General features: G+C 70.2%; 15 protein-coding genes. 11 read left to right on the top strand and 4 right to left on the bottom strand.

The annotated features are described in order from the left end of the window. Positions 1-336: 336 nt before the first annotated feature. Genes AC5P09_RS09115 through AC5P09_RS09105 form a run of 3 tightly spaced genes read right to left on the bottom strand, consistent with a single transcriptional unit; the run spans position 337 to position 3,624 of the window. A complete protein-coding gene (locus tag AC5P09_RS09115) occupies positions 337-1,740 on the bottom strand; it encodes an NAD(P)/FAD-dependent oxidoreductase (protein WP_493873344.1) in 1,404 nt (467 codons plus the stop codon). After that, positions 1,733-2,983, bottom strand: coding sequence for an MAB_1171c family putative transporter (locus AC5P09_RS09110; RefSeq protein WP_493873510.1), 1,251 nt, complete (start codon positions 2,981-2,983; stop codon positions 1,733-1,735). Before AC5P09_RS09110 ends, AC5P09_RS09115 begins: the two co-directional genes overlap by 8 nt. A gap of 38 nt (positions 2,984-3,021) precedes the next feature. After that, the gene (locus AC5P09_RS09105) at positions 3,022-3,624 is read right to left on the bottom strand and encodes a toxin-antitoxin system, toxin component family protein (RefSeq protein ID WP_493873343.1); all 603 of its coding nucleotides are present in this window, start codon (positions 3,622-3,624) and stop codon (positions 3,022-3,024) included. Between the two features lie 249 nt (positions 3,625-3,873). Between AC5P09_RS09105 and AC5P09_RS09100 the strand changes: the two genes are divergently transcribed. From AC5P09_RS09100 to arfA, 5 genes are all read left to right on the top strand, one after another. Further along, positions 3,874-5,223, top strand: a complete 1,350-nt coding sequence (locus AC5P09_RS09100) for an extracellular solute-binding protein (RefSeq protein WP_493873342.1) — start codon at positions 3,874-3,876, stop codon at positions 5,221-5,223. Beyond that, positions 5,220-6,158 carry a carbohydrate ABC transporter permease gene (locus tag AC5P09_RS09095; protein WP_493873341.1) on the top strand — a complete coding sequence of 313 codons (939 nt, stop codon included), beginning with the start codon at positions 5,220-5,222 and terminating at the stop codon, positions 6,156-6,158. Before AC5P09_RS09100 ends, AC5P09_RS09095 begins: the two co-directional genes overlap by 4 nt. Continuing rightward, a complete protein-coding gene (locus AC5P09_RS09090; protein ID WP_307674564.1) occupies positions 6,155-7,015 on the top strand; it encodes a carbohydrate ABC transporter permease in 861 nt (286 codons plus the stop codon). The genes AC5P09_RS09095 and AC5P09_RS09090 overlap by 4 nt, the downstream gene beginning before the upstream one ends. A gap of 22 nt (positions 7,016-7,037) precedes the next feature. Continuing rightward, positions 7,038-8,006, top strand: coding sequence for an arabinan endo-1,5-alpha-L-arabinosidase (locus tag AC5P09_RS09085; RefSeq protein ID WP_493873340.1), 969 nt, complete (start codon positions 7,038-7,040; stop codon positions 8,004-8,006). A gap of 104 nt (positions 8,007-8,110) precedes the next feature. After that, positions 8,111-9,625 carry an arabinosylfuranosidase ArfA gene (arfA, locus tag AC5P09_RS09080; RefSeq protein ID WP_493873339.1) on the top strand — a complete coding sequence of 505 codons (1,515 nt, stop codon included), beginning with the start codon at positions 8,111-8,113 and terminating at the stop codon, positions 9,623-9,625. A gap of 42 nt (positions 9,626-9,667) precedes the next feature. Here the strand turns inward: arfA and AC5P09_RS09075 are convergent, their stop codons facing one another. After that, a complete protein-coding gene (locus tag AC5P09_RS09075) occupies positions 9,668-12,667 on the bottom strand; it encodes a glycoside hydrolase family 35 protein (RefSeq protein ID WP_493873338.1) in 3,000 nt (999 codons plus the stop codon). Positions 12,668-12,750: 83 nt separating this feature from the next. Here AC5P09_RS09075 and AC5P09_RS09070 point away from each other — a divergent pair, with 83 nt between their 5' ends. The 6 genes from AC5P09_RS09070 to AC5P09_RS09045 all read left to right on the top strand — a co-directional run bounded on the left by AC5P09_RS09070 (position 12,751) and on the right by AC5P09_RS09045 (position 18,204). Further along, positions 12,751-13,209: an RrF2 family transcriptional regulator gene (locus tag AC5P09_RS09070; protein ID WP_493873337.1), complete on the top strand. Its 459-nt coding sequence runs from the start codon at positions 12,751-12,753 to the stop codon at positions 13,207-13,209. 118 nt (positions 13,210-13,327) lie between these two features. Continuing rightward, positions 13,328-14,236 carry a sulfite exporter TauE/SafE family protein gene (locus tag AC5P09_RS09065; protein ID WP_493873336.1) on the top strand — a complete coding sequence of 303 codons (909 nt, stop codon included), beginning with the start codon at positions 13,328-13,330 and terminating at the stop codon, positions 14,234-14,236. A 181-nt stretch (positions 14,237-14,417) separates the two neighbouring features. After that, entirely contained in the window at positions 14,418-15,071 is a 654-nt protein-coding gene (locus AC5P09_RS09060; protein WP_493873335.1) for a DUF4360 domain-containing protein, read from the top strand. 223 nt (positions 15,072-15,294) lie between these two features. Then, the gene (locus tag AC5P09_RS09055) at positions 15,295-15,591 is read left to right on the top strand and encodes a hypothetical protein (RefSeq protein WP_493873334.1); all 297 of its coding nucleotides are present in this window, start codon (positions 15,295-15,297) and stop codon (positions 15,589-15,591) included. A gap of 205 nt (positions 15,592-15,796) precedes the next feature. Next, complete coding sequence (locus AC5P09_RS09050; RefSeq protein ID WP_493873509.1) at positions 15,797-16,789, top strand: arabinan endo-1,5-alpha-L-arabinosidase; 993 nt, start codon at positions 15,797-15,799, stop codon at positions 16,787-16,789. Further along, the gene (locus tag AC5P09_RS09045) at positions 16,771-18,204 is read left to right on the top strand and encodes a family 43 glycosylhydrolase (RefSeq protein ID WP_493873333.1); all 1,434 of its coding nucleotides are present in this window, start codon (positions 16,771-16,773) and stop codon (positions 18,202-18,204) included. Before AC5P09_RS09050 ends, AC5P09_RS09045 begins: the two co-directional genes overlap by 19 nt. Positions 18,205-18,221: the final 17 nt, after the last annotated feature.

The raw sequence follows: 18,221 nt of genomic DNA, 5'->3' as shown, positions 1-18,221 counted from the left end.
CGGGAGCCGCCCCGGCGGCACGACTGCCCGCAGGCTGGCGGCTTTGGCTGTGCGTTGTCCGCGCGGGGTGGCGGGCCGCAGCCTGGCGGCTTTGGCTGTCCGCCGCCCTCAGCGGCATGACTGCCCGCAGCTTGATGGCTTGGGTTGTCTTTCGCCTGTGGCGGGGTGGCGGCTCGTAGCTTGGCGGCCTTGGCTGTCCGTCGTCCCTGGCGGGATGGTTGCCCGCAGCCTGGCGGCTTTGGCTGTCCGTTGTTCTCGGCGGGATGGTTGCCCGCAGTGGCGGCTTTGGCTGTTCGTCGCCTCGGTGGGCCGATTGCTCGCGAGTCAACGGGCGTGTCACTCCAGCCCTGCCGCCTTTCGTTCCTCCGCTGTCAGCGGGGGGCCGTTCAGTGGTGGCTTGAGCGGTCCCAGGGTCGCTGCCAGCAGTACCGGCGGGGTCAGCAGGACCGCCGCGCCCCGTTCCAGGGACGTCACGTCGGTCACGCGGCGGGCGATTCGGCCGTTGCCGGTGGCCGTGTACATGAGGCGGCCGACGTATGCGGCGAGGATGCGGTCCCGGAGGGTGGGGCCGGTTTCCGTGGCGCCGGGGTAGAAGACGTCCTGGCCTATGGCGAGGTCCCAGGCCGCGGCGGCGGGGCGGGCCACCGCCTTCTGGATACGGCGGGACAGTCCCGGCGCGCCCCAGCCCTGACGCCGGATCACGTTCCGCAGGAGCAGGGCGCTTTGGGCGCCGACCGCGAGGCCGTGGCCGTAGAGCGGGTTGAACGCGGCGAGGGCGTCGCCGAGGACGGTGAAGTTCTCGGGCCAGGCCCGCATCCGCTCGTAGAAGTAACGGCGGTTGAGGGTCGTGCGGGTGACGGACACGTCGGTCAACGGCTCGGCCCGCTCCAGCAGTTCGCCGATGACCGGGTGTCGCAGCTCCTCGCGGGCGAACCGCACGAAGTCGTCGTTGTCGGCGGAGGGTTCGCCGCCGCGGGTGCCGTTCAGGGTGACGATCCACCGGCCGTCCTCGATGGGCAGCAGGAAGCCCGCCCGGGCCGGGCCCTCGTCCCGCGGGTCGGGCTGCACGTTGACGACCGGATAGCCGTCCCGGGCCTGGTCGGGGGCGAGGTAGAGACGGCTGGCGTACACCAGCCCCGAGTCGACCTCCCGCCGCTCCGCCTCGGGCAGTCCGAGGGCCGTCAGCCACCGGGAGGCCCCGGAGCCGCGCCCCGTGGCGTCGACGACCAGGCCGGCATCGATGACCCGCTCGCCCTCGTCGCGCACCCGTACCCGCACGCCGGTGACCGCGGCCGCCGTACCTTCAAGGCCCACCACCTCGGCCCCGTCGAGCAGTTCGATCCGCTCGTCCGCGAGGACCCGCGCGCGGATCGTCGCGTCCAGCAGATCCCGGCCGGCCAGGATCACGTGGTGGGACTCGGGCCAGCGCCGGAACCAGCCCCGCGGGCCCATGACGACCATGTCCGTCGTGACCGGCGCCCGGCGCGCCCCGGCCTCCCGGAGCACTTCGGTGACACCCGGCAGCAGCTCCTCCACGGCCCGTACGCCGCCCGACCACAGCATGTGGGCGTGCCTCGCCTGCGGCAGGCCCTTGCGGGGCTCGGGGCCTTCGGGCAGTACGTCGCGTTCTACGACGACGACCCGGTCGGCGGACTCCGCCAGTGCGCGCGCCGCGAGCATGCCCGTGTGGGAGCCCCCCAGGACGACGGCGGTTCTGACGGGGGCGGGCGGTTCAGTCATGCGCGGACACGCTCTCTGCCGGGGCGGCGGCGCGGGCGCGCACCGCCTTGAGGTCGTCGGGGCGGCGAAGGGCTTCGGAGACGGCCTGGATCTCCCGCAGCAGATAGGTGGTGTCCGGTTCCGGCGACCGCTCTTCGGAGGCGGCCTCCGACGCTCCCCCCGAGGACCGCTGTGGTCCGGCGGCGGCGTCCAGGATCGTCACGGCGGCGGCCAGGGCCTGCGCACGGCCGCGCTCGAAGCCGAGGGCGACGGCGGCCTCGTAGGACCGTACGCGCAGGTTCTCGTCGAGGTGCCGGGACAGGTGGAGCAGTCCGTCGCGGATGAACGTCTCGCGGCGGATCAGGCGCAGTTCGGCGGTGGCGCGCAGGGTGAACGGCTCGCGGCCGCCCGCCGCGGTCCGCATCAGCAGGTAGAGGGGCCGCAGGCGCCGGTGGCGGAGCCGGACGCGCCAGCGTTCCTGCAGGTACTGGCCGGCGTGCGGGACGATGAAGCCGATCGCGACCAGGGTGGCGGCGACACCGGCGGCCAGCGGCGCCAGGTCGGTGGACAGCCAGTCCAGGTCGTGGCCGGTCCAGCGGGCGATGATGGCGGTGAGCTTGAACACGGCGAACAACAGGTTCGTCGTGAAGCCGATACCGAGGAGCCGGAGCCCCCAGCGCAGCCAGGCGTCGAGGCCGTCGGTGCGGATCCAGTTCCACACCAGCCGGGCGGTGACCGTGGAGGCCACCGTGTGCGCGGTCAGGTAGAGCAGGATCTCCTCGCGCATGAACGGCGTGTTGGCGTAGTACGTGTCCAGGTCCCGCAGCCGCTCCACGGGGGCGTCCGCGAACGCGAAGAGCACCCACAGGGCGACGATCACCCCCGCGTAGACGGCGACGACCCACCGGGTGGCGCGGCGCGTGCGCTCCGTGCGGTCGGTGAGGCCGTTGCGCCAGGCGATGATCAGCAGCAGCCAGGACGCGCAGAGCGTGGTGATCAGCGAGTACACCCAGGGCGACGAGATGTTCGGGACACCGGTGACCCGGTTGGTCCAGGCGACGGTGCCCGGGGCCGCGAAGACGAACACCGCGCAGGCGAAGAGCAGCAGGCCGCCGACGGCGCGCAGCAGCGGGTCCCGCCACATCTTGACGATGCTGGGCAGCTTGATCGCCAGGGCGGCGGTCAGGACCGCGGTCGGGACCCAGAAGGTGAGGTTCAGCTCGCCGAGGGACGTGTCCAGCGCCAGGGCCGCCGGACCCGCCACCAGGTGCAGCGCGCTGCCCACTGGTGCGAAGGCGGTGCTCACCGCGCCGTACCTCCGTGTCCGCGGTAGCCCAGGGACCGCTGCACCGGGTCGAGGCGGGTGTCCCCGCCCGAGGAGAGCAGGGGCCGGAAGGCGGCGGCCAGGCGGTGGCCGAAGTCGTCGGCCTCGGCCTCGTCCCGCTCGCGGGAGCCGTCGCGGGCGGCCACGGTCAGCGCCACGTCCTTCCAGCCGGGCTGGTCGGCCAGGGCGTGCGCCGCCGCCGTACCGGCCACGTGGTGGTGGGTGTTCGCGGCGTGCATGTGCCACAACTCGTGGCCGAGGATGACCAGTTGCTGCACGGCCTCGGCCCGCTCCTCGACGATGACGAGGTCGAAGTCGTGGAACTCCACCCACAGGCCGGTGACTTCGAGCTCGTCGGGGAACCGTTCGAAGCGCAGCTCCAGGGGTCGCCCGCCGCGGCGGACGCTCATCTCCTGGCACAGCGCCGCGCACAACTCGCGGACGTCGGCCGGGGGACGGGGTCTGGCGCGCAGGGCGGTGGCGAGGTCGGCCGCCAGGCCCCGCATCGTGGCGCCGCGCCGCGGGATCCGCAGCGCCGCGGCGATCCGGGACGCAGTCCTCCGCGCGCCCGCGATGTCCATCGTTCCCCCTTCTCACCGCCGTTCGGCGGCTCGTCCGAGATTACGCGCCCACAACTGTCCGCGTCATGCGATCCCGCGACCGTTGTTCAATCAGGAACGATCACTTTTCGAAAGCCTTGCCGACTCTTTTCGGCCGGGTTTTCGGTGCGGCCCTTTCTGTCCGCCCCATTGACGCGCAAGCGCTTCGAACCTACGGTCCCGTTCGAAGTTACGAGCGTGATCCGGAATATCGAACAGTTAGGGCAGGGAATGGGACAACCTGGCCTGAACCGCAGGCAACTCCTGGCCGCGGCGGGCGGACTCACGGTCGCGGGCAGCTTCGGCTTCGCCGCACTCGGGACCGGCGCCGACGCGCTCGCCAGCGGCTCACAGACGCGCGTGCGGTACTGGAACCTCTTCAGCGGCGGCGACGGCTACAACATGATCGCGATGCTGGACGCCTTCCGTAAGGAGAATTCCGGCATCGACGTGAAGGACTCCACCCTCCAGTGGGGCAGCCCCTTCTACACCAAGCTCGCCATGGCGGCGGCGGGCAACCGCGCACCGGACCTCGGCGTCATGCACCTGGGCCGGGTCACCGGCTTCTCGCCCGGCCGCCTCCTGGACCCCTGGGACGTCGGCCTGCTCGCCCAGTACGGCGTGCGGGAAGCGGACTTCAACCCGGCGCTGTGGAAGCGCGCGGTCATCGACGGCAAGCTCTACGCCCTCCCGCTCGACATCCACGTCCAGCTCTGCTTCTACCGCAAGGACGTGCTGAAGAAGGCGGGCCTGCTCGGCGACGACGGCCGGATGGTCCCGGTCACCTCGACCGACGAGTGGTTCGACGTGCTCAAGGAGGCCAAGAAGGCCACCAAGAAGGGACTGCAGACCCTCGGGCTGCACGCCAACGACCAGAACTTCATGTGGTGGTTCTTCGTCGCGTTCTACACCCAGCTCGGCGGCACCTACTTCAACGACGCCGACACCGAGGTCACCTTCGACACCGACAAGGCCACCGAGGTCCTGGAGTTCCTGCGCCGGCACGTCACCGACGGCTACTCCACCGCCGGCGCCGCCGACGGCGAGCAGTTCATCAACGGCGCGCCCTTCACCTGGGAGGGCAACTGGTCGGTGCCCGTCTTCTCCGGTGCCAAGCTCGACTACGGAGCCACCCCGCTGCCGCCCGTCTTCGGCAAACAGGCCACCCACGCCGAGTCGCACTCCTTCGTCCTGCCGCACCAGTCCGAGCGCGGCGGCGCCACGAACGAGGCCGCCCACCAGCTCGCCGCCTACGTCGTCCAGCACGCCCAGCAGTGGGCGGCCGGCGGCCACATCCCCGCCTACACACCGACGTTGTCCACGGCCGCGTACAAGAAGCTGAGCCCGCAGAACGAGTACGCCTCGGCGATGGACCACCAGGCCACCGAGCCGAAGGTGTGGTTCGCGGGCTCCACCGGCATCCTCGCCCAGCGCGTCGGCCCGATCGTCGTCTCCTCGACGATGGGCTCCGCCAAGCCGGAGACCGCCGCCCGCCGGATGAAGAACACGCTCACCGAGCTGCTCGCCATGAAGAACCCCATGGACGGCAAGACCGCCGCGCAGGGAGGTGCGGTCGCATGACGACCAGCGCACAGACCGTCCTCGCCCCGGCCCGCGCGAGGACCGCCGCGGCCGGCGCCACCGTCCGCCGCAGGCAGGGCTTCCAGCACGGCGGCTGGTTCGTCGCCCCGTTCCTCGTCCTGTTCGTGCTCTTCGTGATCTGGCCGCTGCTGCGCGGCGTCTACCTCAGCCTCACGGACGCCAACATCTCCGGCGACGGCGCGAACTTCGTCGGCCTCGACAACTACCGCGAAGCCCTCCAGGACCCCCTGATGTGGGACGCGCTCGGCCACAGCGCCTACTTCACGCTCCTGGTCGTGCCCTGCATCACCGTCCTCGCCTTCCTCCTCGCGATGCTGGCCCACCACATCGAGCACGCCAAGTGGCTGTGGCGGCTGTGCTTCTTCGCGCCGTTCCTGCTGCCCTCGACCGTCGCGGGCAACCTCTGGCAATGGCTGTTCAACCCCGGCACGGGCATGGTCAACCACGTCTTCGGCATCGAGACGCCCTGGCTGACCGACAAGGCGTACGCCATGCTCGCCGTCGTCATCACGACCCTGTGGTGGACCGTCGGCTTCAGCTTCCTGCTCTACCTCGCCGCCCTCCAGGGCATCCCCGCGCACCTCTACGAGGCCGCCAAGCTGGACGGCGCGAACGCCTGGCACCGCATGGTCCACATCACGCTGCCCATGCTGCGCAACATCACCGGCCTCGTCATCGCCCTCCAGATCCTCGCCTCGCTCCAGGTCTTCGACCAGGCCGTCGTGATGATGGACTTCACCCCCGGCCCCGAGGAATCGACCCGCACCTTCGTGCAGTACACCCTCGAACAGGGCTTCACCAGCTACCGCGTGGGCTACGCCTCCGCGATCTCCATCATCTTCTTCGTGCTCATCGCGGCCGTCGCCCTCGCCCGGATGTGGCTGCTGCGCAACCGTGAGGAGGGCGGCCGATGACCACCGCCGCACCGATACGCGTCAAGCCCCGCAAGGTCTGGACGCCCAGCCAGATCGTGCTCACCCTCCTCGGCGCCGCCGTCTCCGCGGTGTTCCTCGCGCCGCTGGTCTGGGCCCTGTTCACGTCCCTCAAGTCCGAGACCGAGGCCGTCGAGGTGCCGCCGCACTGGCTGCCGAAGGTGTGGACCGTCCAGGCCTGGAAGGCCATCTTCGAGACCGGCAACATCACCAACTGGTTCGTGAACTCGCTGGTCGTCTCGGTGTGCGTGACGGCCGTCGTGCTGCTCGTGAGCGCGCTCGCCGGATACGGCTTCGCCCGCACCGAGTTCCGCGGCAAGGGCGCCCTGATGGGCCTCGTGATGACCGGCCTGATGGTCTCGCCCGCGGTCCTCGGCGTCCCCCTCTTCACGACCGTCCAGCAGATGGGGATGGTCGACACCTACTGGGGCATGATCCTGCCGCAGTGCGCGCCCGCCGCGATGGTCTACATCCTCTACAAGTTCTTCCAGGGCATCCCGCGCGAGCTGGAGGAGGCCGCGTTCATCGACGGCGCCGGCCGCTGGCGCGTCTTCTTCACCATCGTCCTGCCCCTGTCCCGCCCCTCCCTCGCGGCGGTCGGCATCTTCACCTTCATCGCCTCCTGGAACAACTTCCTGTGGCCGTACATGGTGACCAACAACCCCGACCTGATGACCATGCCGAACGGCATCGCCACCGTGATGAACTCCTACGGCATCCAGTGGGCCCAGCTCATGGCAGGCGGCCTCATGGCGGGCCTGCCGCTGATCATCGTCTTCGTCTTCTTCCAGCGCCAGATCGTGGCGGGTGTCGCGCACACCGGCCTCGCGGGCCAGTAACTCCCCCGAAGGAGCTGCGCAGTTGAAGCGCCTCAGACTCGCCGCGGTCGTCGCCGCGGCCCTCCTCGCCCTGCTGCCCACCACGGCCACGGCGGACGTCACCTACCCCGACCCCCAGCCGATCACCGGCCAGCAGATCATCCACGACCCGACCGTCATCCGCCTCAAGTCCGGTGGCTACGTGGCCTATTCGACCGGCGGAGTGATCGGCGCCCGCACGTCGAAGGACCGCGTCCACTGGGACGACGCGGGCAACGCCTTCGCCGAGCCGCCGAGCTGGTGGTACGAGTACAACGACACCGGCGACCCGTGGGCCCCCGACATCTCCTACCGCGCCGGCACGTACTGGCTCTACTACGCCGTCTCCTCCTGGGGCACCAACCACTCCGCGATCGGCGTGGCCACCTCCCCGACCGGCCTGCCCGGCACCTGGACCGACCACGGCAAGGTCTTCACCTCCGAGACCACCGACACCTGGAACGCCATCGACCCCGCCCTCATCAGGGCGGACGGACGGTTGTGGATGTCCTTCGGCTCGTACTGGACGGGCATCCGGATGGTGGAGCTGGACGAGCGGACGGGCAAGGCGGTGCCGGGAGCGACGGTGCACCACCTGGCGACGCGACCGGACGCGCCGTACGCGGTGGAGGGCCCGTACATCGTGAAGCACGGCCGCCACTACTACCTCTTCGCGTCGTACGACGCCTGTTGCTCGGGCGTGAACTCGACGTACAAGATCAGGGTGGCCAGGTCGACGAAGGTGACGGGCCCGTACGTGGACAGCACGGGTACGCCCATGCTGGAGGGCGGCGGCGACCTGTTGCTGGCCGGCCACGGACGGTACGTCGGCACGGGCGGCCAGTCGGTCTTCCATGACCGTGGCCAGGACTGGCTGGCGTACCACTACTACGACGCGGAGGCCGAGGGCACGCCGAAGCTGGGGCTCAATAGGCTGAGCTGGGCAAAGAACGGCTGGCCAAGGGTCTTTTAGGGGCGCGGGGCAGTGCTCGATATGCGGCTACCGCCGCGCGGGCGCGACCAGCCACAGACGGACCCGCACCCGGCGATGAAACAGAACCACCCCGAAAGGACCCCATGAGCACCGCCCGCTTCACCCTCGACCCCGCCTTCACCATCGGCGAAGTAAACCCCCGCCTCTTCGGATCCTTCGTCGAACACCTCGGCCGCTGCGTCTACACCGGCATCTTCGAACCCGGCCACCCCACCGCGGACGAGGACGGAATCCGAACCGACGTCCTGGACCTGGTCCGCGAACTCGGCGCGACAGCCATCCGCTACCCCGGCGGCAACTTCGTCTCCGGCTACAAGTGGGAGGACTCGACAGGCCCCGCCGAAGACCGCCCCCGCCGCCTCGACCTCGCCTGGCACTCGACCGAGACGAACCGCTTCGGCCTCTCCGAATACATCGCGTTCCTCCGCAAGGTCGGCCCCCAGGCCGAGCCCATGATGGCCGTCAACCTCGGGACCCGAGGCGTCGCCGAGGCCCTGGAACTCCAGGAGTACGCCAACCACACCTCCGGCACCGCACTCGCCGAGAAGCGCATCGCCCACGGCGACAAGGACCCCTTCGGTATCAAGTTGTGGTGCCTCGGCAACGAGATGGACGGCCCCTGGCAGACGGGCCACAAGACGGCCGAGGAGTACGGCCGGGTCGCCGCCGAGACGGCCCGGGCGATGCGCCAGCTCGACCCGACCGTCGAACTGGTCGCCTGCGGCTCCTCCAGCCAGAGCATGCCGACGTTCGCCGAGTGGGAGGCGACGGTCCTCAAGGAGACGTACGACCTCGTCGACTACATCTCGCTGCATGCCTACTACTGGCCGGAGAACGGCGACGTCGGCTCCTTCCTCGCCTCCGCCGTCGACATGGAGTCCTTCATCGACAACGTCGTCGCGACCGCGGACCACGTGGGCGCGAGGCTCAAGTCGAAGAAGAAGATCAACCTCTCCTTCGACGAGTGGAACGTCTGGTACCTGCCCGACTGGGAGGAGCACGCGAAGTCGTTCGGGCAGGACGACTGGCCCGAGGCCCCGCGCCTGCTGGAGGACAACTACAGCGTCATGGACGCGGTCGTCTTCGGCTCGCTGCTCATCGCACTGCTGCGGCACGCCGACCGTGTCACCGTCGCCTGCCTCGCGCAGCTCGTCAACGTCATCGCGCCGATCATGACCGAGCCGGGCGGCCCGGCCTGGCGCCAGACGACGTTCTTCCCGTTCGCGCAGGCCTCGAAGTACGGCCGCGGCCAGGTCCTCGACGTCCGCGTCGACTCACCGACGTACGAGACGAAGAAGTACGGCGAGACCGACCTGCTGCACGCCACCGCCGTCCGCGCCGAGGACGGCACGGTCACCGTCTTCGCGGTCAACCGCAGCCAGTCCGACGCGCTGCCCCTCGAGGTCGCCCTGAACGGACTCGACCTCACCTCGGTCGTCGAGCACAGCGCCCTCGCGGACGCCGACCCGGACGCCCGCAACACCCTCGACGAGCCCGGGCGGGTCGCCCCGCACCCGGTCGAGGGCACGGCCCTGACGGACGGCACCCTGACCGCCGTACTGGAGCCGCTGTCCTGGAACGTGATCCGGCTGGCGTAGAGGCGGATTGCAGCGGCGTAGCAGTGGCGTAGACGTCGTTGATCAGCGGCCGGGGGAGTTCACCGGTGTCACCGGGACTCCTCCGGCCGCCACGCCCAGCAGCGTCAGCCGTACGTCCCGCAGGCCCGACGGTGTGGTCCCGTCGGACAGGACCGCCAGGGCCAGTGTGTTGGTGCCACGTGTGCGCAGGATCCCGTTCGGCAGGACGAAGGTGTGCTGCGGGCCCACGTCGTTGATGTACTGGCCCATGTTCCAGCCGTTGAGGAAGATCTGGACGCGGTAGGCGCGGGCCGGATCGTCGTCCAGGACGAGTCCGATCGAGGCGTCGGTCCCGGGGTCGACGGCCAGCCGGAAGGTCTTCCGGTACCAGGTGACGCCCTGGCCTTGGTCTGCGTGCGGAAGGTCCACCGTCCGCCACTCGCCGTCCGCGAACCCCGGCAGGTGCCAGCCCTCGCGCTCCCCGAACAGCCCGCCGTTGTTCAGCGGCCCGCGCACGGGATCGGGCTCGGCCGCGCCCTGCAGCCGCCACCTCACCTTCGGCTGGGACGAGGTCCCCTTGAAGGTGACCGCGGTCAGCCCGCGGGCCACCTTGTGCGCGTCGTCCGCCCCGCCGTCCTGGTCGTGCTGCATCGGCCGGACGAGGACGGACAGGACGTGCGAGTCACTGGCCCCCTGAGAGAGCACCCCGGGCAGGTCGAAGGTGACGGTGTCCGCCCAACTGCCCTTGCCCACCGTGTCCTTGTCCGGCACCGGCATCCGGTGCGTGCCCAGCGGAGTCCCGTCCAGCCACGCCATCAGCAGTCCCTGCGTGCCCGTGCTGTAGGAGAGGGCAACCGATTCGGCGCCCGCTGCCTCCGTGAAGCGCCCCCGGTACCAGACGTCGCCGTAGTGGAAGCCGTAGTCGTCCGCGAAGAGAACGGGCTGCCCCTCGGGCATGGGCGTGATGCTGAACGACGTCTTCTTGTCGGCGACGGTCCACGCGGAGTCGTCGAAGTCCGGCTCGGATTCCGGGTCCTCCGTCCGCCGCCGCCAGCCCGAGTCCAGCGCGGGCAGCGTCACCGGGGCCACGCCGGGCAGCAGCGGCTCGGCCAGCAGACTGCCGGTGACGCTGATCCTGGTGCGCAACGGGCGCTGGTTCCAGGTGACGCGACCGACGCCCCGCGGAGCCCACACCTCGAGCCCGGTCGCGCCGTACGTGTCGCCGGTCAGGTGCACCGTGTCACCGCGCACGGTCACCTCGCGCACCAGCGGCGGGCCGTACACCAGCACCGTGCCCGACGGGGTGTCGAACGGCCACAGCCGCAGCGAGGTCGCGTCGTCGGCGAAGAGCAGCAGCAGCGGCCGCTCGGACCCGGCGGCCTCGACCCTGACCCGGGTCAGCCCGCCCACGCCGAGCGGCGCGTTCACGCGCAGCAGACCGCGGTCGTAGATCCACGCGCCCTCGGGGTCCAGCCGCGTCGCCTCCACGTCCTGTTCGCTCTCCAGCGCGATCTGCGCCATGTCGCCGTACCTCCCCGCGAAGAGGGCGATGTCCTGCCGCCCCGCCGTGATGCAGAACATGGGCGGCACGGTGGCGTACTTCAGCTTCCGCCGCCCGAGGGCCAGATCGGCGGTCAGCAGCAGCGCGTCCCGGGCCGGGACGGTGAACGGCACCGCGAACCCGGCGTCCGGCATGGTCGAGGAGATGTCCTCGTCGGTGTCGTTGCGCACGACGTAGACATGGAAGCCGGTGTCGGGATTGGTGAGGTGGTACACCTTCAGCCGGTCGTCCGTCGCCCGCACCTCCTCCGCCCGGTCCAGCTTCGCGAAGTCCGGCACGCGTTGCAGCAGATGCCCGAGCTGGTGCATCGGCGCCAGCTTGGCGGTGGCGGCCTTGCGCCCCTCGTCGAAGGCCGCCCCGTAGTCGTACGACGTGTAGACGGCCGGCGCGGGCAGCCAGCCCCACGAGGTGCCGCCGAAGGTCATGTAGACGTTGTTCAGCGTGATGCCGTTGGCCAGGTTGGTGAGGTGGAAGCGCCGCTCGTAGGCCGCGTCCCGGGTCCGCCGTGCCTCCGCGTACCCCTTGCCCTGGAACGTCGCCCCGCCCCACCCGTCGAACCAGCCCCCGCCGAACTCGGGCAGGAACCCGGGCGTCCGCGGACTGGCCGTGGCCCCGCCCGTCCGGCCGTCGGCCCCGAAGTGCCCCCAGTCCGGCGGCGTCTGGGCCGGATCGGGATACCCGTCGAAGCCGTACAGCCAACGCCCCTTCTCGCCCCCGGTGTCGAACGACCCGGGGATCCACCGGCCGTTCTGGCCCTTGTCGTTGTGGAACAGCGGTACGTCGATCCCGTCGGCCCGCACCTTCTTGTACAGGTGGGACATGTAGTCCCGCGCGGTCGCGCCGAGGCCGTCGCCACCGCCGGAGGGGTCGTACTCGTTCTCGATCTGGTAGAGCAGGACGGTGCCCGTGCCCTTGGTGAACTGGTGCCGGGCGGCGATCGCGTTCACCTGGGTCAGCCACTCGTCGACGTGCTTCAGATAGGCCGGGTCGGCGGTGCGGGCCCGGCCCTCGGTCGCCGTGAGCCAGCCGGGGAAGCCGCCGGCGTCGACCTCCGCGTTGATGTACGGACCCGGGCGCAGGATGACGTACAGGCCGGTCTCGGCGGCCGTGCGCAGGAACAGGCCGAGGTCGCGGACGCCCGTGAAGTCGTACGCGCCGGGCGCGGGCGAGTGGTAGTTCCAGGCGACGTACACGCTGACCGCGTTGTGGCCGTGCGCGCGCATCTTCTGCAGGACGTCCCGCCACAGCGACGGGCTCGGCAGCCGGAAGGGGTGCATCTCGCCCGACCACAGGACCAGCCGCCGGCCGTCGACGATCAGCGAGTACCGGTCGAAGCCGACCGAGTGCCGGCGGCCGTCGGCGGTGGGCGGGCTCGGCGGAGGGCCCGTGGGCACGCCGCGGGACGTGCGGGCGTTCGTCGCAAGGCCGCCGCTGCCGGTCAGCGCGAGGCCGAGCGCCGTGGTGCCGGCGAGGGCGCTGAAAGTACGTCTGCTGAGCCCCAAGGGAGCGCCTCCTGTTGTGCCTGGTCGTCCGCGACCGTGGGTGCTGGGTCATTCTGTACGGTCGGACGCCGCACAATTGTCGTATGAGGATCTCTGCGCGGGCGGACTACGCGGTACGGGCGGTGCTGGAGCTCGCCGTACGACAGGACGACGGGCCGGTGAAGGCGGAGACCGTCGCGGCCGTCCAGGGCATCCCGCACAAGTTCCTGGAGGGCATTCTCGGCGATCTGCGGCGCGGCGGGATCGTCGACAGCCGGCGCGGCGGGGGCGGCGGCTACCGGCTCGCCCGCGAGGCCACCGCGATCACGGTAGCCGACGTCATCCGCGCAGTCGACGGGCCCATCGTGTCGGTGCGCGGCGAGCGTCCCACCGGCCTCGCGTACACCGGATCGGCCCAGCCCCTGCTGCCGCTGTGGATCGCGCTGCGCGCCAACGTCCGCAGGATCCTGGAGGGCGTCACCGTCGCCGACATCGCGGCGGACGCCCTGCCCGAGCCGGTACGGCAGCTGGCGGCGGAGCCGGCGGCCTGGGAGAACCCCTGAGCCTGTGAAGGGCCCTCATCCGGGTCTCAGGTTGCACTCAGAATGACGACCTAGGGTCACGTCCCGTTCATCCCTGCTCACCCGGTAGGAGACCCAGGACACGACGGGACGACGATCCATGCGCACGCTGATTCTGCTCGCCCTCGCGGGCCTCGGGGCCCAGCTCGTGGACGGCAGCCTCGGCATGGCCTACGGCGTCACCTCCACCACCCTGCTGCTCGCCCTGGGCACCAACCCGGCCGCCGCCTCGGCCACGGTCCACCTCGCCGAGATCGGCACCACCCTGATGTCGGGCGCCTCGCACTGGCGCTTCGGGAACGTCGACTGGAAGGTCGTCGCGAAGATCGGCGTGCCGGGAGCGGTGGGCTCCTTCCTCGGCGCGACCGTCCTGTCGAAGCTCTCGACCGAGGTCGCCGCGCCGGTGATGTCCCTGATCCTGCTCGGCCTCGGCCTCTACGTCCTGTCCCGCTTCACCTTCCGCGGCCTGCCCGAGGGCAAGCTCGGCAAGCCCCTGCGCCGCCGCTTCCTCACCCCGCTCGGCCTGGTCGCCGGCTTCCTCGACGCGACCGGCGGAGGCGGCTGGGGCCCGGTCGGCACGCCCGCGCTGCTGGCCGACGGCCGCATGGAGCCGCGCAAGGTGATCGGCTCCATCGACACCAGCGAGTTCCTCGTCGCCGTCGCCGCGAGCCTCGGCTTTCTCTTCTCCCTCGGCTCCCAGGGCATCGACTTCCTCTGGGTCGCCGCGTTCCTCCTCGGCGGCCTGATCGCGGCGCCGCTCGCCGCGTGGCTGGTGCGCCTGATGCCGCCGCGCGTTCTCGGTTCGGCGGTGGGAGGGGTCATCCTCGTCACGAACGCCCGGACGCTGCTCAAGAGCGACTGGCTCGCGGTGTCCGGGACGCTCGCGGCGGCGGTGTACGTCGTGCTGTACGCGCTGTGGGCGGGGGCGCTGGCGTACTCGGTCCGGGCGCACCTGAGGGAGAAGGCCGCGGCCGAGGCGGCGGCCGAACCGCAGCCGGTGCGGGTGTGATCCGGGTGGGTGTGAACGGGCCGGGGTGAATGGCCGGAGTTTGACCTGTCCATGACGCATCGGGCTTCCTACGATGCGAACGCCCCGATCCTCCACAGCGACTTCACAGTTTCTCCACAGAGCCGGAGCTCGGAGCCGGGGCGCATCCACCCCCCACCGATCCCACCGAAGGGGAGAGACAGTGACTACTGGCCTGCTCCTGAGTGGCGCCGCGATCACCGCGCTGCTCACCGCCGCACTGCCCGCGCAGGGCCCGTCCTCCGGGTTCGAGGACCCGCCCCCGGACAAGATCGTCATCAAGGTCGCCACGGTGAACGGCTCCGGCTGCCCGCAGGGCACGGCCGCGATCGCCGTCTCCGAGGACAACACCGCCTTCACCGTGACCTACAGCGACTACCTCGCCCAGGCCGGCGGCAACTCCGACCCCACGGCCTTCCGCAAGAACTGCCAGCTCAACCTGATCGTCCACGTCCCGCAGGGCTTCACCTACGCCATCGCCAGCGCCGACTACCGCGGCTTCGCCGCGCTCCAGCCCGGCGCGAGCGCCGTCCAGAGAGCGTCGTACTACTTCCAGGGCTCGTCGAGCACGGTGTACAAGAACCACCCCTTCGCCGGCCCTCACAGCGACAACTGGCAGGCCACCGACACCACGGACTGGGCCCAACTGGTCTGGGCGCCCTGCGGAGTCCAGCGCAACTTCAACATCAACACGGAGCTCCGCGTGAGCGCCGGGACGCAGTCCCCCGGCAAGGTCAGCTTCATGACGATGGACTCGACGGACGGGGACATCAGCACGGTCTACCACCTGGCGTGGAAGGAGTGTCCGGAGGCGTAGGGGAGCGGCGCCGGGTCCGGTCGCCCTTGACGGTTCCGCGGCGGCCCCGTGGGTGACGGGGCCGCCGTCGGTCATTTCGTTGACGGATGAAGCGACGATCCGTCAAGTCCCTTGCGGACAGCCCGTCGGACAGCCCGGCGGGCGGGCCGGGGCGAGGTAGCGTGGCGTCCTAAAGGGACGAAACGGGACAAAAGTTTCGGAGGGCTTGCGTATGGGAGTACGAATGAGGCTGACCGGACGCGTCGAACAGCGCATCGCCAAGGACTTCCCCGGACGTGACGGCCAGGTCGTGAAGGAACTCCTGGCCGAACTCGTCCACCACCTGGCCGAACGCGGCGACAAGGAGGACAAGGAGCGCATCGCCGCCGCGACCCTCCTGTGCAGCCGCGGCCGGATGGACCGCCTCCTCGACGCACTGCAGCTGGCCAAGGAGGACTGGCGCGACGTGCTGGTGGGAGCGGGGCTGGCGGACGCCGGCTGGAGGGAGCGGTTGGAGGCGGACTTCGGGCCGGGGGTCTGAAGGGGGTCCGAAGAGGGTCTGAGGGGGCCTCGCCCCAGCCGTAGCCGCGACTACTGGGGCTGCGCGGACCATTGACGCGCAAGGGGTTCGATTCTACGGTCCGTCCGAAGTTCTGATCGGTGATCGAAATACCGAACGAACACCGAACGGACCGTACCCCCACGCAAGGAGGCCCCGCGTGAGCCGCACCTCCCACACCTCCCGCATGCCCCGCTCGCCACGCATGCCCCGTATCCCCCGCAGAACCGCACTCCTCGCCGTCCCCGCGGCCGTCCTGCTCGCCCTGATCCCGAGCAGCGCGTCCGCGTACCCCAACCCCGGCCGGGTCACCGGCGACGTGGTCACCCACGACCCGACGATGGTCCGCACCTCGTCCGGGCAGTACCTGCTCTACGCCACCGGCGGCGGCATCGCCAGCAAGACGTCCGGCGACCGCACCGCCTTCAGGAACGGCAGCGACGCCTTCTCCAGCCGGCCGAGCTGGTGGCGGACCTACTCCTCCGTCCCGGAGGCGTGGGCGCCCGACATCTCGTACCACGGCGGCAAGTACCTGATGTACTACTCCGTCTCGAAGTTCGGCTCGAACACCTCGGCCCTCGGGCTCGCGACCTCCAGCACCGGCCAGCCGGGAAGCTGGACCGACCAGGGCACCGTCTACACGTCGAGCTCGTCCAGCGACTTCAACGCCATCGACCCGAACCTCTTCGTGAACGACGACGGCAAGTGGTGGCTGTCCTTCGGGAGTTGGTGGACGGGGATCAAGATGATCCAGATCAACCCCGCCACCGGCAAGCAGCTCTCCACCAACACCACCCGGTACTCGCTCGCCTCCCGCCCCACCGGCACCAAGGCGGTCGAGGCGCCGTACATCGTGAAACGGGGCGGCTACTACTACCTCTTCGCCTCGTACGACACCTGCTGCGCCGGCACCAGTTCGACGTACAAGGTCAAGGTCGGCCGCGCCACCAGCATCACCGGGCCGTACTACGACAAGAACGGCGTCTCGCTGATGAACAACGGCGGGACGCCCGTGCTGGAGTCCCACGGCAGCGTCATCGGCCCGGGCGGACAGTCGGTCATGAACGACGCCGACGGCGACCTGATCGTCTACCACTACTACGACGGCAACGCCAACGGCACGCCCAAGCTCGGCATCAACCTTCTGAACTGGAGCAGCGGATGGCCCGTCGCATACTGACCCTGCTGGCCGCGCTGCTGCTCGCCCTGTCGCTCGGGCAGCCCTCCGCGAGCGCGGCCTCGTTCGCCAACCCGGTCAAGGCGCAGAAGGGCGCCGACCCCTGGATCTCGTACCACAACGGCAACTACTACATGGTGACGACGAGTTGGACCGACGTCATCACCATGCGCAAGTCCGCGACGCTCGCCGGACTCGCCACCGCGCCCAACATCGAGGTGTGGAAGGGCGACGCCGCGTCCAGATGCTGCAACATCTGGGCTCCCGAGATCCACTTCCTCAACGGCCGCTGGTACCTGTACTACGTCGCCGGGCAGAACGTGTCCGACTACATCCCGACCCAGCGGACGCACGTACTGGAGAGCGCCGGGTCCGATCCCACCGGGCCGTACACGTACCGGAACCAGCTCAACTCCGCCTGGATGCTGGACCCGTCGGTCGCCACCATCAACGGGCAGCTGTATCTGTTCGGCAGCGCGAGCGGCGGAACGCAGAACCTCGTCGCGGCGCGGATGTCCAACCCGTACACCCTCGCCACCGGGTTCTCCACCATCTCCACGCCGACCAACTCCTGGGAGACGTCCGGCGGTACGGTCAACGAGGGACCGGAGATCCTCCAGCGCGGTGGGAGGACCTTCCTGATCTACTCGGCGAGCGGCTGCTGGACCCCCGACTACAAGCTCGGCCAGCTCACGCTCACCGGCTCCGACCCGCTGGCCGCGTCCTCCTGGACGAAGAAGTCCACACCGGTGTTCCAGCGCAACGACGCGAACGGTGTCTACGGCCCCGGTCACCACGGTCACTTCAAGTCCCCCGACGGCACCGAGGACTGGATCGTCTACCACGCCAACGACGCCGCCTCCGAGGGCTGCGACAACGGGCGTACGGCACGGGCCCAGAAGATCGCCTGGAACTCCGACGGCACGCCGAACTTCGGTACGCCGGTCAGGCTCGGGGCGAGCGTGACGGGTCCGTCCGGTGAGCCCTCCACCGCCTCGACGACGTACACGATCACCAACCGCAACAGCGGCAAGTGCCTCGACGTCGCCGGGAGTTCGACGGCCGACGGTGCCAATGTGCAGCAGTACAGCTGCAGCGGCGGCAACAACCAGCGGTGGCGGATCGAGGACCAGGGCGACGACACCAGCAGACTGGTGAACGTCGCCACCGGCAAGGTGCTCGACACCGCCGGCTGCTCCTCCGCCGACGGTGCCGACCTGCGCCAGTGGTCCTGGCTGAACAACACCTGCCAGCGGTACCGGTTCGTCGCCACCGACAGCGGCTACGTCAGGATCGCGAACCAGGCCACCGGCAAGGTCGCCGACGTCGCCGACTGCTCCACCGCGGACTCCGCCGACGTACGTCAGTGGACGTGGCTGAACAACACCTGCCAGCAGTGGCGGCTGAACCCGGTGTAGGACGGCGTGTAGGACGG

It is taken from the genome of Streptomyces sp. a15 (assembly GCF_059026085.1).
This window is presented reverse-complemented; position numbering and strand designations above follow the sequence as displayed.

Excerpts from the sequence above, each read along its gene's own strand:
- AC5P09_RS09115 (WP_493873344.1), bottom strand. The coding sequence starts at position 1,740 with ATGACTGAACCGCCCGCCCCCGTCAGAACCGCCGTCGTCCTGGGGGGC.
- AC5P09_RS09105 (WP_493873343.1), bottom strand. The coding sequence starts at position 3,624 with ATGGACATCGCGGGCGCGCGGAGGACTGCGTCCCGGATCGCCGCGGCG.
- AC5P09_RS09100 (WP_493873342.1), top strand. The coding sequence starts at position 3,874 with ATGGGACAACCTGGCCTGAACCGCAGGCAACTCCTGGCCGCGGCGGGC.
- AC5P09_RS09095 (WP_493873341.1), top strand. The coding sequence starts at position 5,220 with ATGACGACCAGCGCACAGACCGTCCTCGCCCCGGCCCGCGCGAGGACC.
- AC5P09_RS09090 (WP_307674564.1), top strand. The coding sequence starts at position 6,155 with ATGACCACCGCCGCACCGATACGCGTCAAGCCCCGCAAGGTCTGGACG.
- arfA (WP_493873339.1), top strand. The coding sequence starts at position 8,111 with ATGAGCACCGCCCGCTTCACCCTCGACCCCGCCTTCACCATCGGCGAA.
- AC5P09_RS09070 (WP_493873337.1), top strand. The coding sequence starts at position 12,751 with ATGAGGATCTCTGCGCGGGCGGACTACGCGGTACGGGCGGTGCTGGAG.
- AC5P09_RS09065 (WP_493873336.1), top strand. The coding sequence starts at position 13,328 with ATGCGCACGCTGATTCTGCTCGCCCTCGCGGGCCTCGGGGCCCAGCTC.
- AC5P09_RS09055 (WP_493873334.1), top strand. The coding sequence starts at position 15,295 with ATGAGGCTGACCGGACGCGTCGAACAGCGCATCGCCAAGGACTTCCCC.
- AC5P09_RS09050 (WP_493873509.1), top strand. The coding sequence starts at position 15,797 with ATGCCCCGCTCGCCACGCATGCCCCGTATCCCCCGCAGAACCGCACTC.
- AC5P09_RS09045 (WP_493873333.1), top strand. The coding sequence starts at position 16,771 with ATGGCCCGTCGCATACTGACCCTGCTGGCCGCGCTGCTGCTCGCCCTG.